At 38.3% G+C, this 14,799-nt stretch carries 10 protein-coding genes; 2 read left to right on the top strand and 8 right to left on the bottom strand.

Annotated features, from left to right (window positions below; all coding sequences use genetic code 11):
* Nucleotides 1-32 precede the first annotated feature (32 nt).
* The 3 genes from LJY09_RS03095 to LJY09_RS03085 all read right to left on the bottom strand — a co-directional run bounded on the left by LJY09_RS03095 (nucleotide 33) and on the right by LJY09_RS03085 (nucleotide 4,853).
* Complete coding sequence (locus tag LJY09_RS03095) at nucleotides 33-1,616, bottom strand: response regulator (protein WP_047751673.1); 1,584 nt, start codon at nucleotides 1,614-1,616, stop codon at nucleotides 33-35.
* The gene (locus tag LJY09_RS03090; protein ID WP_154990706.1) at nucleotides 1,594-3,414 is read right to left on the bottom strand and encodes a cache domain-containing sensor histidine kinase; all 1,821 of its coding nucleotides are present in this window, start codon (nucleotides 3,412-3,414) and stop codon (nucleotides 1,594-1,596) included. Before LJY09_RS03090 ends, LJY09_RS03095 begins: the two co-directional genes overlap by 23 nt.
* A 149-nt stretch (nucleotides 3,415-3,563) precedes the next feature.
* Nucleotides 3,564-4,853: an ABC transporter substrate-binding protein gene (locus tag LJY09_RS03085; protein ID WP_033580638.1), complete on the bottom strand. Its 1,290-nt coding sequence runs from the start codon at nucleotides 4,851-4,853 to the stop codon at nucleotides 3,564-3,566.
* 281 nt (nucleotides 4,854-5,134) lie between these two features.
* Here LJY09_RS03085 and LJY09_RS03080 point away from each other — a divergent pair, with 281 nt between their 5' ends.
* Nucleotides 5,135-7,312, top strand: a complete 2,178-nt coding sequence (locus LJY09_RS03080) for a peptidoglycan D,D-transpeptidase FtsI family protein (RefSeq protein ID WP_033580639.1) — start codon at nucleotides 5,135-5,137, stop codon at nucleotides 7,310-7,312.
* 52 nt (nucleotides 7,313-7,364) lie between these two features.
* On the opposite strand, the gene LJY09_RS03075 is transcribed toward LJY09_RS03080, so the two are convergent.
* The 5 genes from LJY09_RS03075 to LJY09_RS03055 all read right to left on the bottom strand — a co-directional run bounded on the left by LJY09_RS03075 (nucleotide 7,365) and on the right by LJY09_RS03055 (nucleotide 14,055).
* A complete protein-coding gene (locus LJY09_RS03075) occupies nucleotides 7,365-7,934 on the bottom strand; it encodes a TetR/AcrR family transcriptional regulator (RefSeq protein WP_028412542.1) in 570 nt (189 codons plus the stop codon).
* Between the two features lie 162 nt (nucleotides 7,935-8,096).
* Nucleotides 8,097-9,518 carry a protoporphyrinogen oxidase gene (hemY, locus tag LJY09_RS03070; RefSeq protein ID WP_013055331.1) on the bottom strand — a complete coding sequence of 474 codons (1,422 nt, stop codon included), beginning with the start codon at nucleotides 9,516-9,518 and terminating at the stop codon, nucleotides 8,097-8,099.
* 137 nt (nucleotides 9,519-9,655) lie between these two features.
* Nucleotides 9,656-10,588, bottom strand: a complete 933-nt coding sequence (gene hemH / locus LJY09_RS03065) for a ferrochelatase (RefSeq protein ID WP_028412544.1) — start codon at nucleotides 10,586-10,588, stop codon at nucleotides 9,656-9,658.
* Between the two features lie 97 nt (nucleotides 10,589-10,685).
* The gene (gene hemE, locus LJY09_RS03060; protein WP_013055329.1) at nucleotides 10,686-11,729 is read right to left on the bottom strand and encodes a uroporphyrinogen decarboxylase; all 1,044 of its coding nucleotides are present in this window, start codon (nucleotides 11,727-11,729) and stop codon (nucleotides 10,686-10,688) included.
* 196 nt (nucleotides 11,730-11,925) lie between these two features.
* Nucleotides 11,926-14,055 (bottom strand): transglycosylase domain-containing protein, encoded by a 2,130-nt coding sequence (locus LJY09_RS03055; RefSeq protein WP_033580640.1) that lies wholly within the window; start codon nucleotides 14,053-14,055, stop codon nucleotides 11,926-11,928.
* Nucleotides 14,056-14,240: 185 nt separating this feature from the next.
* Between LJY09_RS03055 and LJY09_RS03050 the strand changes: the two genes are divergently transcribed.
* Complete coding sequence (locus LJY09_RS03050) at nucleotides 14,241-14,747, top strand: antibiotic biosynthesis monooxygenase family protein (RefSeq protein WP_013055327.1); 507 nt, start codon at nucleotides 14,241-14,243, stop codon at nucleotides 14,745-14,747.
* The last annotated feature ends 52 nt before the right edge of the window (nucleotides 14,748-14,799 follow it).

Genomic DNA, 14,799 nt, shown 5'->3' with positions numbered 1-14,799 from the left:
TGAAACTGTTTTATAACAGTTTCAGCTTTTTTTTATACGGTCAAACTGCGATACTCGTTTGGCGTAATGCCTTCTACTTTTTTAAACACTTTTCGAAAGTATTTATCATCATGATATCCAATCATATTCGCAATTTCATAGATTTTTAGTTCTTCATTTAGTAAAAGTGATTTGGCTTTATTCATTCTGACTTTCACCATATAATCTGAAATATTTTCTTGAAATTCTTGCTTAAACTTTCTCGAAATGTATTCACGGCTTAAATAGAAACGTTCCGATATTTCTTGAAGCTTCACATCTCGATGAAAATTTTGCTGCAAAAATTGTTCGATCTCATAAATAACGTCGCGATTGTTTTGCTTGCTATACCTTTTTATTACTTTTAAAAAACGCTTTACTTCACGCTTTTTTCTCTCTACATACTTTGCTAGCTGAAACTGCCCATCTTGGTTATAGAAAAAAGAAAGAACATATTCAGGACCATTACTTATCGTATAAGGAATGTGATATCTTTTTAACCAATGCTGGCTTAACAGCTGATATTCCTGCTCAAAATGCAGAATTTGCTTTAATGATAGATAATTTTGTGCTTCAAAAGCTGTGATAATTTCGTTGAATACCGGCAAAAAAGCTTCAAACTTCCCTACTTGCAGCGCCTCTTCAATTTTACTGTTATAATCCATCATATTTATTAATAAAGCACTTGCTAAAACGTCTTGCTCGCCGTAGACCTTCACTTTATTTTGATCAAGAACATTGCTTAATAAAAGCGAATTTTTCGCATGTTCATAGGATTTCATTAGCTGATCAATAGAAGAGACTTTGCATCCTCTTGCAATCCGACAGCTCACGTCTAACGTACGGCGAATTGCTGTATGTAAAGTCGTCAGCAAAGAAGTTATGCGTTCAAAATCATTCCAAAATATAATGATAATTTCCCACTTATTTGATAAATAACGGAAGGCTACCCCATTTTCTTCTGCCATCAGCATTTCATTGATTACATTTAAAATTGAAAAATAGGCTAAATCCCGGTCACCGCCAAAAGAACGAATAATGGATTCATCTACACGTACAATCCCCACTTCATATTCTCTAGTCAGATGGAAACCAAACTCTTCATAGATTGATTGATTTAGCAAATAATTGTTCATTAACTGCGTCAGTTTTCGATCTCGATAAATCGGCTTCATTTCATTGATTAAACGATAGCTGCTATTATGGACTTTTCTTGACTCTTCTTCTTTTTTCCATTGGGTTACAGCTCGTACAAGCGTATCGTTTAAAATCGAAGGATCCACTGGCTTTAGAATATAATCCGTACTTCCAAAATGAATAGCTTTACGCATATAGTGGTAGTCATCATACCCTGTTACCACAATCGTTTTGCTAGAAGGTGAATTCTCTTTAATCCACTCCAACAAAGCAATTCCATCGATATTAGGCATCTTCATATCAGTAAAAATGATTTCAGGTCCGTGATCCTCAATAAGCGCAATCGCTTGCTCACCGCTATCAGCTTCTATCACATCTGTAATTTCATGCTCTTCCCACTGTCCAAGCAGCTTTATTCCTTCTCTTACATGCTCTTCATCATCCACGATTAATACTTTCATCACTATCCCTCTTTTCTTCAATTGTTGTTAGCTTTATGACAACGGTAAAATCGTGATTTTCTTGACTGCTAATTTGCATTGAAGCATGATCTCCATAGTAGATGCGAAGTCGTTCATAAATATTTTGCAACCCAATATGCTCATCTGTTTGATTATACGATTGCTGAAGTCTCGCTTTTAATTGATTCAACTCTTTCTCTCCTATCCCTTTTCCGTTATCAGAAACAGTTAGAATCAGTTCTTCTCCGTTTAACTTCGCTGAAATCAACAGCTTTCCGCTTCCTGTGCGGGTTTCGAATCCATGCTTAAAAGAATTCTCAACAAGAGGCTGCAAGACCATTTTCGGTATTCGCATAAGCTCTGCCTCTTTTTCGATATTTAACTCATACTCAAACTTTGAACCAAACCGCTGCTTCTGCAGACTCAAGAAAGCTTTTACGTGATCGACTTCTTGCTTTAAGCTAACGATATCCTCTTTCATATTCATGCTGTAACGCATAATGTGAGAAAGTGAGGTTAATAAAGAATATACTTCAACTGCTTTATGCTTAAGGGCAAGAGTTCCAATCGATTGAAATGCGTTGTATAAAAAATGCGGATTAATTTGTGACTGCAGCACTTTTAGCTGCGTTGATTTATTTTCTAACTCCAATCGGAATTTACGTTCAATTAAGTCATTAATTGTTTCCACCATAGAGGTAAAGTGCCTTCCTAAAACACCAAATTCATCGTTTCCAAGCGATTTAAACCGGACTTCAAATGATCCTTTTTCCACTTCTTTCATATTGCGAATTAATACGTTAATCGGCTGTGTAAAACGGACCGATATAAAAAGCGTCGCGATAACGAGCATACACAAAAATGGCAGGCCAATTAATACATTCATAAGTGCTGTCTTTCTTGCATCTTCATATAAAACACTGTAAGGAATTCGCTTCACAATGTATAAGTCCTCAAAAGGCTGTTTAAGCTTTTCATACATTAATACGCCTGAGAAGCTTTTATCTTCCCATTCCATGCTGTGATCCTCTTGAGACGTAAGCGCCTTTAGCCACGGGTAGTTTTCGTTTTTTCCAATAACCTTTGAATCCGAAGAATACAAAACCTTCCCTTTATTGTTCATTAAATAAAAATCTTCTGACTCTTCATTATATAAGCGCTGCGATATAGATTGAATTTGTGTCATGTTAATGTCTAAAGATAGATAAGCTAACAACTTGTCTGATGGAATTTCATCAATCCGCTGATGAAAGCTAATAACTTGATTCGGCAGTGAGTCAATTAACGTTGATAAATTATTGTAGCTATAAATTTCATGGGTAGGCTCAATGGCAAGAAATTTATGATGTTTATTTAAATAAGAATAGTAAGGCTGGGTGTAAATATCATCGTACTTCCCTCTGCTGCTCACTTTCGAATTATAAGCTGTATACGAGTCATGCCCGTTCTCAATATAAAGATGGAGCTGTTCAATCTCTGGACGAGTATTATATAAATAAAGAAGAGTGCGTGATATTTCCAGTTGATTGGCTCCTAAGTCACTTGATACGCCTTCATCTAACACTTTAATAAATGGGTGGTAGCCGTACAGCCTTTTTGTAATATTAGCAATTTCATTTAAGTAATCACTCAAATCATTGCTTCCATTTTTAATAACTTGATAGTTGGTAGAAATAAATCGATTCTTAACCGTTTCTTTTGTGTATTGATACGTAAAAATCGTTGAAATTAAAAAGGGAATAACGGTTGCGAATAAGAAAAACAAAATTAATTTCTTGCGTATGCTCCAGCCTTTCACAACTAACCTCCTTTGACTAATGTCATACATTATGACTATTATTATACATTAAAAGCGCTTTCAATTAACTATTATTTTTTCATAACTATGAATCTAACCAGCTATTTTTTCACACCAAAAAGTCCGCGTTTTCCACGCGGACTTTTTGGTTATTTTTTCATTTTTGCCCAAATTGCATCTAATTTCTTCATAAACTCTTCTTCCGTCATTTGTTTGCCTGCGTAAGACTGCATTGCTGCGCCTACTTCTTGAACCGTTCCTTCTGGATACTTAAACCAGTTCCAAGATAATGTTTTGCCTTCTTCAGAGTATTTTAAGATATCATCAGATAAAGAATCGATTCCTTTTCCATCGATGTTTTTGAACGCTGGAATGAACTTGAACTTTTCAACTAAGAATTTTTGACCTTCTTTAGAAGAAACCATCCAATTTAAGAATTCCTTCGCTGCTTTTTTATCTGCATCTGGTGCATTTTTGTTCACTACCCAGTTATTTGGAACTCCGATTGCTAATTTATCATTTTTCTTCGCATCGTTGCTGATCGGCATTGGGATAAAGCCCATTTTCATGTCCGGATTGATTTTCGTGATCATATTTACCGTCCAGTTACCTTGTTGCATCATCGCTGTTTCACCAGAAGCAAATTGAGTAACTTGTGTATTGTAATCTGTCGTTAATGGATTTTTATTTCCATACTTTAACGTTAAATCGAACAGATTCATAAATTGCTTAAACGTTTCATTGCCTTCAAATTTTGCTTTTCCTTCGTTTAGACCTTTAATAAACGCATCTGGATCATCTTGCTGCGCCATTGGAATATTAAATAAGTGGTTACCTAGCACCCACCACTCGCCGTATCCGTTAGAAAATGGCGTAATGCCTTTTGCTTTAAGCTTTTTAGAAGCTGCTTCTAATTCCGACAGCGTCTTAGGCAATTCTTTAATGCCTGCTTTTTCAAATAAATCTTTATTATAAATAAAACCATAACCTTCTAAGTTTAGCGGCTGACCATAGATTTTCCCGTCCATTGTCATCGGTTCTTTAGCGATATCATACAGATTATCTACCCACGGCTGATCAGACAAATCTTCTAATTTATCCTTCCACGTTTGCGCTTCTTGGAACCCTCCATTATTAAAGATATCAGGTTCATTTCCAGAGGCAAACTGTGCTTTTAATGCTGCACCATAGTCCGCTCCTCCGCCGACTGTTTGGATGTTAAACTTTACGTTTGGATGTTCTTTTGTATATTCATCCGTTAATTCTTTCAGCTGATCTGCAATTTCCACTTTGAACTGGAACATATCAATAACAACTTGATCACCTGAGCCTGTTGATTTACTTGCTTTTGAATCCGTACCTGAGTTTGAACATGCTGTCGCAAATAAAAGTGATGTTGCTAACACGCCAGACATTATTGAAAGCCTTTTCATTTTCATTCGTTTTGCCCCCCTTGATATCTATCTCTCTTTATTTTAACGATTCTAGGACATTTGAACAGGTAACAATATTGAACAACCGAGTGGAAAATATTGAACACCCCCCTTCAGCACCCTTCGACAGCTCTCTCTTCTTTCGCAAAAATTTCTATAAAATTTTTATCTGTTTTATTCCACCTAATAACATTTATAGACAAAATTATGTTAATATGTAGAGTGATAGATTCATAAGAAAATTTATGAATTTTTTTAACTTGTATAAACAAAGTGAAGGGGTTTACATGAAAACTAAAAAGCGCAAAAAAACACATGTCTCATTTCGAATTAACTGGCTGTTTATTGTGGTTTTCCTGCTTTTTTCTGCACTCATTTTACGATTAGGCTTCGTACAGATTGTGTACGGAGAGAACTATAAACGAGAAGTTGAAAAAACAGAAGATGAAACGGTAGATTCACCGGTTCCTCGCGGAAAGATGCTAGACCGCTATGACCGCGTTATCGTGGATAATAAACCGTTGAACGCTGTCACGTACACGCGTTTGAAGGGCGTCACTCAAGAAGACAAGCTAAAAGTAGCTAAAAAGCTTGCCACTCTTATTGATGTTCCTGTTACAACAGACGTGTTTGGCAAATCGGATAAAAAGAAAGATAAAAATACGATTAAGCTAACAGAACGCGACTTAAAAGATTATTGGATTGCAACTCATCCAAAAGCAGCAGCGAAAAAAATTACCGCAGCAGATAAGCAAAAAGTAAAAGAAGAAAAAATTTCTGAAGATGATTTGTATCCTCTTCAGCTGAAGCGCATCACTAAAAATGAACTTTTATCGGTGAAAGACGACCTTGAAGTGATTGCCATTAAAAGCAAGATGGAAGGCGGGTATGCGTTAACTGCTCAAATTATTAAAAGCGGCTTAACTGATAAAGAGCTTGCCGTTATTAGTGAGCAGCTGAGTGACTTGCCTGGCGTCGATACGACAACTTACTGGGACCGTATGTATACATACGATGACTTACTTAGCACGCTGCTTGGTAAAATCACATCGGCAGACGAAGGGTTACCAAGCGAAAACTTACAGTACTACTTGTCCCACGGCTACAGCCGAAATGACCGAGTAGGAAAAAGTTATTTAGAAAAGCAGTACGAAGACGTTCTTCGTGGTCAAAAAGCGCGCATACAAAACGTAACCGATCGCTCCGGCAACTTAGTGAGTCAAGAGACCGTTACTGAAGGTCAGCGCGGCAGTGACTTAATTTTAACGATTGATATGGAACTGCAAAAACAAGTCGAAGATGTTTTAACGAAAGCTGTACTTGAAGGCTCTGCGAGGAACCGCTTAATGGACCGAGCGTTTGCTATTATGATGGACCCACATACGGGAGACATTTTAGCAATGGGAGGAAAACAGCTTGTTACTGACAAACAAACAGGAGCACGCAAAGTTCAAGACTTCGCGCTTGGAAATCTTACAACTTCTTATGAAGTAGGTTCCGCGGTTAAAGGAGCGACCGTTCTAGCCGGACTTGACTCAGGTGCAATTCAGCCTGGTACTGTTTTTTATGACGCACCAATGAAGTTTGCTGGTACTAAACCGAAGAAATCTTCTCACAATATGGGAGCTACAGGTATCGAAAAAGCTCTCGAGCAATCTTCTAACGTTTTTATGTATAGAACAATTCTAAACATGGCTGGTGAAACTTATCGACCTGGCGGATCATTGCATATCTCGCCTTCTATTTTTAATAAAATGCGTTCATACTACAGTCAGTTTGGCCTTGGAATTCCAACGGGAATTGATTTAGAAAACGAATCAACCGGTATTCGTAACACCGTGACAAACGAACCTGGTAAAGCTCTCGACTTTGCAATTGGTCAATACGATACGTATACACCGCTTCAGCTTGTTCAATACATTTCAACAATTGCCAATGGTGGATACAGAATGAAACCTCACCTTGTGAAAGAAATTCGTGAGCCTGAACTTGACAGTGAGCTAAAAGGAAGTATACAAAGTTCCGTGGAACCACAAGTATTAAACCGTATTACAATGAATCAGTCGCAAATTGACATTGTAAAACGTGGTTTTCGTCGTGTTGTTACTGCTCAAGGTGGTACTGGACACGCCTTGTATACAAATCCAAAATACAGAAAATATAATATAGCAGGCAAGTCAGGAACAGCTGAAACCTATAATCAAGGCGTAAGCGTACGTAACTCCACTTTTGTCTCTTATGCACCTTATGACAATCCTGAAGTAGCTGTAGCAGTTGTTATTCCTTCTGCGTATGTTGCTGGAGCGAATTCTGGCGGACAAAGTAAAACTATTACAGGTGATGTTATTGATGCCTACTTCAAACTTAAAAAGCAAGGAAATACAGAAGTAGAACAAAAAGAAGAAGATGCAAAAACAGGAAATACAGAATTAAACGGCGTAAAAAAAGATGATAATGAACAATAAAAAAGGTCTCGTCATGAGACCTTTTTTGTTTTTTCTATGAAAAAAGCCTATCTCACTGAGACAGACCGCGTAAAAAGTATAGTTCAATTAATTCAGCAATTTTTTCTTCTGAAAGCGGCTCATGCCGTTTTTCCCAATCATAGACGAGTGCAATGTACATTTTAAATAGTAAAAAAGCTGTGAGCTCCGGGTTGCACGGTTTGATTTCTTTTTTAGAAATCGCAATTTCGATTTTGTTTTTTATATAAGTCAAAATCTCTTCTTCTACTCGCACAAGCACTTCTTGCACTGCTGTAGTGCCTAACTGCTGTTCCTGTACCAGCTTCAGCATGAGCTGATGCTCAGTGCGGAATTCTAAGATTCGAAAAATGGCTGCTTGGGCATTTTCAAAAAAAGGACGGCTGCTGTCAATGACAGTTTCAGCTGCATCTGTCATTTCTCGAATCATTCGTGTCACAATTTCATCGAATAACTCTTCTTTGTTTTTAAAAAAAGTATAAATCGTTCCTTTTCCGACATTTGCAAGCTTCGCCACTTGCTCCATAGTCGTTGCTTTATATCCAAACAGCGCAAATGATTTTGACGCTGCATCAACAACTGATTGCTTTCGGTCTATCGCCACGTTATCCCCTTCTTTCTGACCAAATGAATATTTCAGTCAACAAGTACGGTTTTACTATAGCACAAGTTTCTTTTGCTTTTCAACCACAATCTCTTCTCTTAGTATAACCTTTCTCTACGGGTAGTAGACAAAAAAGCGGAGCATTGATTCACCGCTCCACTTCTACAGTTGCTGCACATATTTAACCGCTTTTTTAGCCACATCTTCTCCTTGCTCTACACATTCTGGTATACCTAGACCCTCGTACGAGCTTCCCGCTACATAAAGACCGGCAAGCTCTTTTTCAAGCTGTTCATTCATTGTATCTAGCATATCGTGATGTCCGACCGTATACTGAGGCATTGACTGCTTCCATCTCGTTACCGCGTAAAATTCAGGCTCCGCAGAAATCGTAATGAGCTTCTTCAAATCCTCCAGGACAATTTTAAAAATTTCATCGTCAGGCTGATCCACCACAGCTTCATCCCCGGTTCGTCCAACTAAACATCTTAGCAGCACTTTTCCTTCCGGAACCGCATGCGGCCACTTTTTATTTAGCCACGTGCATGCCGTAATCGTGTAATCGCTATTTCTGGAAACGGCGATGTTCATTGCATCTAGATTGTCTTGCAGCGCTTCTTGTGCAAAGGCTATCACAACAGTAGCTACTGAAGTGGAAGGCATATGCTTTAACGGTTCGAATATTTTATATTCCGAGAGCATAGACTGAGCAGCTGCATGAGGGGAAGTTACAATAACGCTGTCTGCTTTTATTACTTTCCCGCTATTTAAGGATAATTCATATGTGGTATCTTCTTTATAAATTTTCTCTACCTTTATTCCTTTTGTAATAATATCAGGATCTATTGCTTTTTCTACCCCATCTACTAGCGATTGAAGACCTTCTTTTAATGTTAAAAAGACGCTATTTTTTTTAAACTCCGAATCATCACCGTGCTGTGGGTGAATTTCTTTTAGCTTTTTCATTCCAACAATTAAGCTTCTGTACTTATGTTCAGCATGCAAAAACTGTGGAAATGTTGATCTTAAACTCAAACGATCAACGTCTCCTGCGTAAATTCCTGATAATAGAGGCTCAATTAAATTTTCAACAACTTCATCACCAAACCGTCTTCTAAAAAATACGCCTAGCGAACGGTCATCCTGATTTTTTGTCTTCGGTATAAAAAAATCAGCTGCTGCGCGCAGCTTGCCAACAGGCGAAAATAGCCCTGTTGTGATAAAAGGAGATAACTTGGTTGGTATCCCCATTACAGCACCATCAGGTAGCGCATGCGGTGTATCTTTTACCAGAATATAGGATTTCCCCTTTTCATTTCCGACTAGCTCCCGACCTAGCCCCACTTCTTTTGCCAGTTTTGTAGCAGCTAGCTTACGCGCTAAAAATGAATCAGGACCTTTTTCAAATAAATAACCGTCTCGTTTGACCGTTTGAATTTTCCCGCCAAGCCGATGCGTCGCTTCTATTAGTTGAAGATCAATAGGCAGCTGATGATCCTTTATTTTTTTTTGCAAATAATAGGCAGCTGAAAGACCTGTTATTCCTCCACCGATGATGACAACCTTTTTTCGTCTATCCGTCACGTTATCATCGCCTTTTCTGTAAAATTCAATATAAAGAGAAGCGATTATGGAAACCCATAGCTCGCTTCTTACTTTTCTTTATATTGATTATAAGTTACTTTTCGTCCCTGTTCAACGTACAAAGAATCTATATTGACTTAACGAGCAATTCGTTTTAACACAACTGTAGCTAACCCATCGATAAATTCAGGCTGTGCATTCGGCATTTCAGGACGGTAATAATCAGCCCCAATTTCATCTGTTACCACTTTGCATTCGTAGTCGTTATCATAAAGTACTTCTAAGTGATCCGCGATAAATCCAACCGGGGTATAGACGAACGACGTATAGCCTTTTTCTTCATGCAGTTCTCTTGTTAAATCTTGGACATCAGGACCTATCCATGGCTCAGGCGTATTTCCAGCACTTTGCCAGCCAATTTCGTAATGTTCAATACCAGCTGCTTGTGCAATTAAATCCGCTGTTTCTTGAAGCTGATTTGGATATGGATCTCCTGCTGCAATAATTTTTTCTGGCAAGCTATGCGCAGACACAATCAATACGGCTTTTTGGCGTTTCTCTTCGTCTATTAAATCAAACGTTTGTTTAACACGTGTAGCCCAGTACTGAATGAACTTTGGCTCACTGTACCAGCTTTCTACGGAATGAATGATTGGTCCTCCTAATTTTTCAGCTGTTTCTTTGGCGCGTCCATTATAGGATTTTACGCTAAACGTTGAAAAGTGAGGTGCAAGCACAATGCTGACCGCTTCTTTAATTCCGTCTTTATGCATGGCTTCTACTGCATCTTCAACAAACGGTTCAATATGCTTTAAGCCAAGATACGCTTTAAATTCAATTTCATCCTGTACTTCATTCAAGCGCTTTTCTAGACTTTCCATTTGCTGCTGCGTAATTTTTGCAAGAGGTGAAATGCCCCCAATTGCTTCGTAGCGGTTTTGTAAATCTTCCAAGGCTTCCGGTGAAGGTTTACGTCCGCGGCGGATATGTGTATAGTAACGTTCAATATCTTCTTCTTTATATGGTGTTCCATATGCCATTACAAGTAATCCCATTACTTTTTTACTCATGTGTTCGACACCTCTTTGTTAGATTCAATACTTGTCTTCATTTTGCCATGAATAAAAAGAAAAATTCAAAGTTTAGCGCTCCAAATCATTTGACAATTTATTGTCTATTTGCAGAATATTCATGAATAAAGGTTGTTAAACGCTTCAACGTTTCCGGCTGAACCTGTGGAAAGACGCCGTGCCCCAAGTTGAAGATGTAACCAGGACTGGCCATCCCTTTATCTAATATTTCTGTTACACGTTCTTCAATAACTTCCCATGGAGCTAACAAAATAGCAGGATCTAAGTTTCCTTGCAGTGTTTTTGTTAAGCCTAGTGCACGTGCTTCATCCAGCTGCGTTCGCCAATCTAATCCCACTACATCCAGCGGCAGATCATGCCATTCTTTTGCCAAATGACTTGCTCCTACTCCAAACATAATGAGAGGTACATTTTTTTCGCGCAAAGAGGTAAAAATCCGCTCCATAACAGGCTTTATAAAATAACGATAATCCGCTACATTTAAAGCCCCCACCCATGAATCAAAGATTTGAATGGCTTTTGCTCCAGCGTCAATTTGCGCTTTTACATATGTAATCGTCATATCTGCTAACTTATCCATTAGCGCAAACCATGCTTTAGGTTCCGTGTACATAAATGCTTTTGTTTTATTATAGTTTTTTGAAGGTCCTCCTTCAATCATATAGCTTGCTACTGTGAAAGGAGCACCGGCAAAACCAATTAGAGGTACGTTTAACTGTTCTGTTGTTAACAGCTTAATCGTATCTAATACATACGGAACATCTTCTTCCGGGGTAATTTCTCCTAGCTTTTCTACATCGCTTAAAGATTGAATTGGATTAGAAATGACAGGACCAATTCCTGACTTGATTTCAACATCCACTCCAATTGAAGGAAGCGGTGACATTATATCTTTATATAAAATAGCTGCATCCACTCCGTACTGTTCAACGGGCAGGCGTGTTACGTATGCCCCAAGCTCCGGCTGATGAGTGATTTCAAATAGAGAGTACTTCTCTTTTAGCTTTCGGTATTCCGGCTGTGAACGCCCTGCTTGGCGCATATACCAAACCGGAACATGATCCGTTTTTTCCCCTCTACAGGCTTTTAAAAAAGTATCGTTAAACGTTCCTTGACTCATAATTTCCACCTTTCTCGATTGTCTTCCATCCGTATTTTCTTCGATTAGACAGACAATAATCAGCAAAGGAACATACCGGTTCCTCTACTGATTAAAGTTTCACGTTATATTCTCTACTTGTCACTATACCCATTTCTTTACGACTTGTATAGCCACCTGCTAAAAATGTCAAAAAATCGCCCTACTCTTCCTTTTTTTATTGAAAAAGAGCAGGTGTTACTTCGTTGGATTTTTTTCCTTTTTGTTGTGTTTGGGAATTGTAAGGAACTACATAATAAGTAGGACTGTCGAGCAGATTCACACGCTCTTTTTCAAATGCTCCTTTTCCCTTCACTTTGCCAATCAATTCGGCTTTATCCCCTTTTTTCTCATAAACATAATAAACAGCTCTTTTATCAGGTGAAGGTGTCCACGATAAACTTACCGTTAGCAAACCAAATGGATGGAATGTTAATTCTTGTTTTAAGTCTTTAACTTGCTCTAAACGTATTGGTTTTGGCAGATCTTTAACGCCTGCTGGCTTTTGAAATGCAGCTTCGTCGTAACCAGCTCTTGTTAAAATGTCTTTAAATAATAGAGTCGGATAAGAACTTCCTTTTGTTAAATAATGCTGGTCATTTGTAGAATCATATCCCATCCACACGCTTCCTACAACATCTGGGGTATATCCAACAAACCAAGCATCTCTTGTGGCTCCTTTAACATTCGTATACGAAGTAGACCCTGTTTTTCCTGCTAACTCTCCTTTAAACTCTCCATTTTTTGCCGTTCCTTCTTTAACAACTCCTTGAAGCATTTTTGTCATATACCAAGCCGTCTGTTTTGAAAATGCTTTGTGAGTGTCGGGAACAGCTTTTGCAATCACTTTTCCATCTTGATCTTTTATCTCTTGAATAAAGTACGGTTGGATGTTTTCTCCATTTTCAGCAAATGCCCGGTACGCTCCTGCTAATTGAAGCGGTGTAATTCCTTCTTTTAATCCTCCAAGAGCAATCGCAAGCCCTTTATCTTCTAACGGAATTCCTAGCTTTGTGAGATACTGCTTACTTGTTTCAACTCCTAGCTGATTCAATGTCCAGACGGCAGCTGCGTTTTTAGAATCTTTTAGGGCATCGTACATCGTTACCTTTTTAGCATATTGCCCGTCTACGTTTTTAGGTGTGTATCCCCCGTAGCTTCTAAGCTTGTCTTGCAGCAACGAATAAGGCTTGAATTGACCTTCTTCTAACGCAGGGCCATATACCGCAATAGGTTTCATCGTAGAACCTGGCTGTCTTTTGACATTTACGCGGTTGAGCGATTTTTGTACATAATCTCGTCCTCCCATAACAGATAAAACTCCTCCGCTTTTGTTATCGACTAATACAAAAGCACCTTGGGCACTGTTATCTGTACCTGGAAAATAACGATTTTCTTTCATCAGCTCGTAGGCGGCTTCTTGTACTTTTATATTCATCGGTACTTTGACCGTATAACCTCCGCGCAGAAGCTCATTGCCCGAAATGCTGTATTTCTTCTCTGCTTCTTGGATAACCATATCGATATAGGTTAAATACGCTGGATTTTTAGCCTGCTCCTTTATGTTCAACCCCAGCGTTCTTCCTTGCAAACGGACATTTTTTTCAGCTGATAAATAACCTGCTTTTTGCATGGCATTTAACACAACATTTCTACGTTCTATACTTTTTTCTGGATGTAAAATAGGAGAATAGGAATTCGGTGCTTTTGGCAGTGCAGCGAGAAGTGCACCTTCTTCTACCGTTAATTCGGAGACATCTTTATTGAAGTAAAGCTTGGATGCAGCTTGGATTCCATAGGCTCCGTGTCCAAAGTATATTTGATTCAAATACATTTCAAGCAGTTTTTGCTTACTGTAACGCTGCTCCAGGTTAATAGCCACCACTACTTCTTTTGTTTTTCTAAGCAGCGTTTTATCATTCGATAAAAACACATTTTTAGCCAGCTGCTGTGTTAAAGTACTTCCTCCTTCAACACTTCCCCCAGCCAATATATCTCGGTATAATGCTCGGCCAATAGATTTAAAATCGATTCCGTGGTGTTCATAAAAACGAACATCTTCAATTGAAATAAATGCTTGTTGCACATGCTTTGGAATCTTGTCAATTGAAACCAAGTCCCGATTTTTCACATAGAGCTTTGTTAATTCGTCTCCATTTTCATCGACTAATCTCGTAGCCGAGTCCATGACGATTTTTTTCTCATCAATTACATAGTTTCCAAGAAACAAGATGATAATATATCCAATCAATCCTAATAGAAAAATTCCAACTAAGGCAGCAATTGCGTATAAGCCTTTTTTGTACATCGTGCCACCCCTTTTCTTCCGCTAAACTTTTGATAATATGGAAAACAACTTCATCAATGTTTTACTTTACCATCTTCATTAGAAGTTCACAATTTTTGAATTTTTGTGTGTAAAATTTTATAATTTTAGTATGATTTACAATTGTAAATTGTATGCAATTCCCAATTAGAAAGGAAGTATAATCCATGAAGATCTTTATTACTTACGGAACAGGCCCTTACCTTCAAAAGTTGATCGACGAACATCCGAGTGAACGTTTATTACTGCTTCACAAAGATGACGATCAATTTGCACTAGTCCACGAAACAGATGGAGATACAATTTTTAAAGAAGGACATGCTTATGAAGTATTAGATGCTTCTGGAGATCTTGCAGATAGCGGATTTGCTGTACTAAATAATATTTCAGTTACAGATGAAGGCCGTCCTTTGTTTGAACAGCGATTTAGCCAACGCGCTCGTTTAATTGAAAATGAAGCAGGCTTTTCAGCTATTCGTGTGCTTCGTCCACTGCAAAATGACACATACATTATCTTTACAGGATGGAAAGATGAAAGTTCATTTAGCGATTGGCAGTCTTCAAAAGCCTATAATGAAGCACACAAAAAACGCGGTACGTCAGAAGGCGTGGATCAGCAGCCATCGATTTTCTCTCGCCCTTCTTATGTGACCTCATACCACGTAGTTAAATAAGTAAACATCCTCCTAGTAGGCGAGTATCACAATAGGCATAAACGTCATATTG

Origin of the sequence: Priestia sp. J2 (genome assembly GCF_020790095.1) — a bacterium.
Classification (GTDB): Bacteria; Bacillota; Bacilli; order Bacillales; family Bacillaceae_H; genus Priestia; species Priestia zanthoxyli.
Note: the sequence above shows the minus strand (reverse complement) of the source record. Positions and strands in the feature narration are given on the sequence as shown.

Coding starts and splice junctions, on each gene's coding strand:
- LJY09_RS03085 (WP_033580638.1), bottom strand. CDS start 4,853: ATGAAAATGAAAAGGCTTTCAATAATGTCTGGCGTGTTAGCAACATCA.
- LJY09_RS03050 (WP_013055327.1), top strand. CDS start 14,241: ATGAAGATCTTTATTACTTACGGAACAGGCCCTTACCTTCAAAAGTTG.
- hemE (WP_013055329.1), bottom strand. CDS start 11,729: ATGAGTCAAGGAACGTTTAACGATACTTTTTTAAAAGCCTGTAGAGGG.
- LJY09_RS03095 (WP_047751673.1), bottom strand. CDS start 1,616: ATGAAAGTATTAATCGTGGATGATGAAGAGCATGTAAGAGAAGGAATA.
- LJY09_RS03055 (WP_033580640.1), bottom strand. CDS start 14,055: ATGTACAAAAAAGGCTTATACGCAATTGCTGCCTTAGTTGGAATTTTT.
- hemH (WP_028412544.1), bottom strand. CDS start 10,588: ATGAGTAAAAAAGTAATGGGATTACTTGTAATGGCATATGGAACACCA.
- LJY09_RS03080 (WP_033580639.1), top strand. CDS start 5,135: ATGAAAACTAAAAAGCGCAAAAAAACACATGTCTCATTTCGAATTAAC.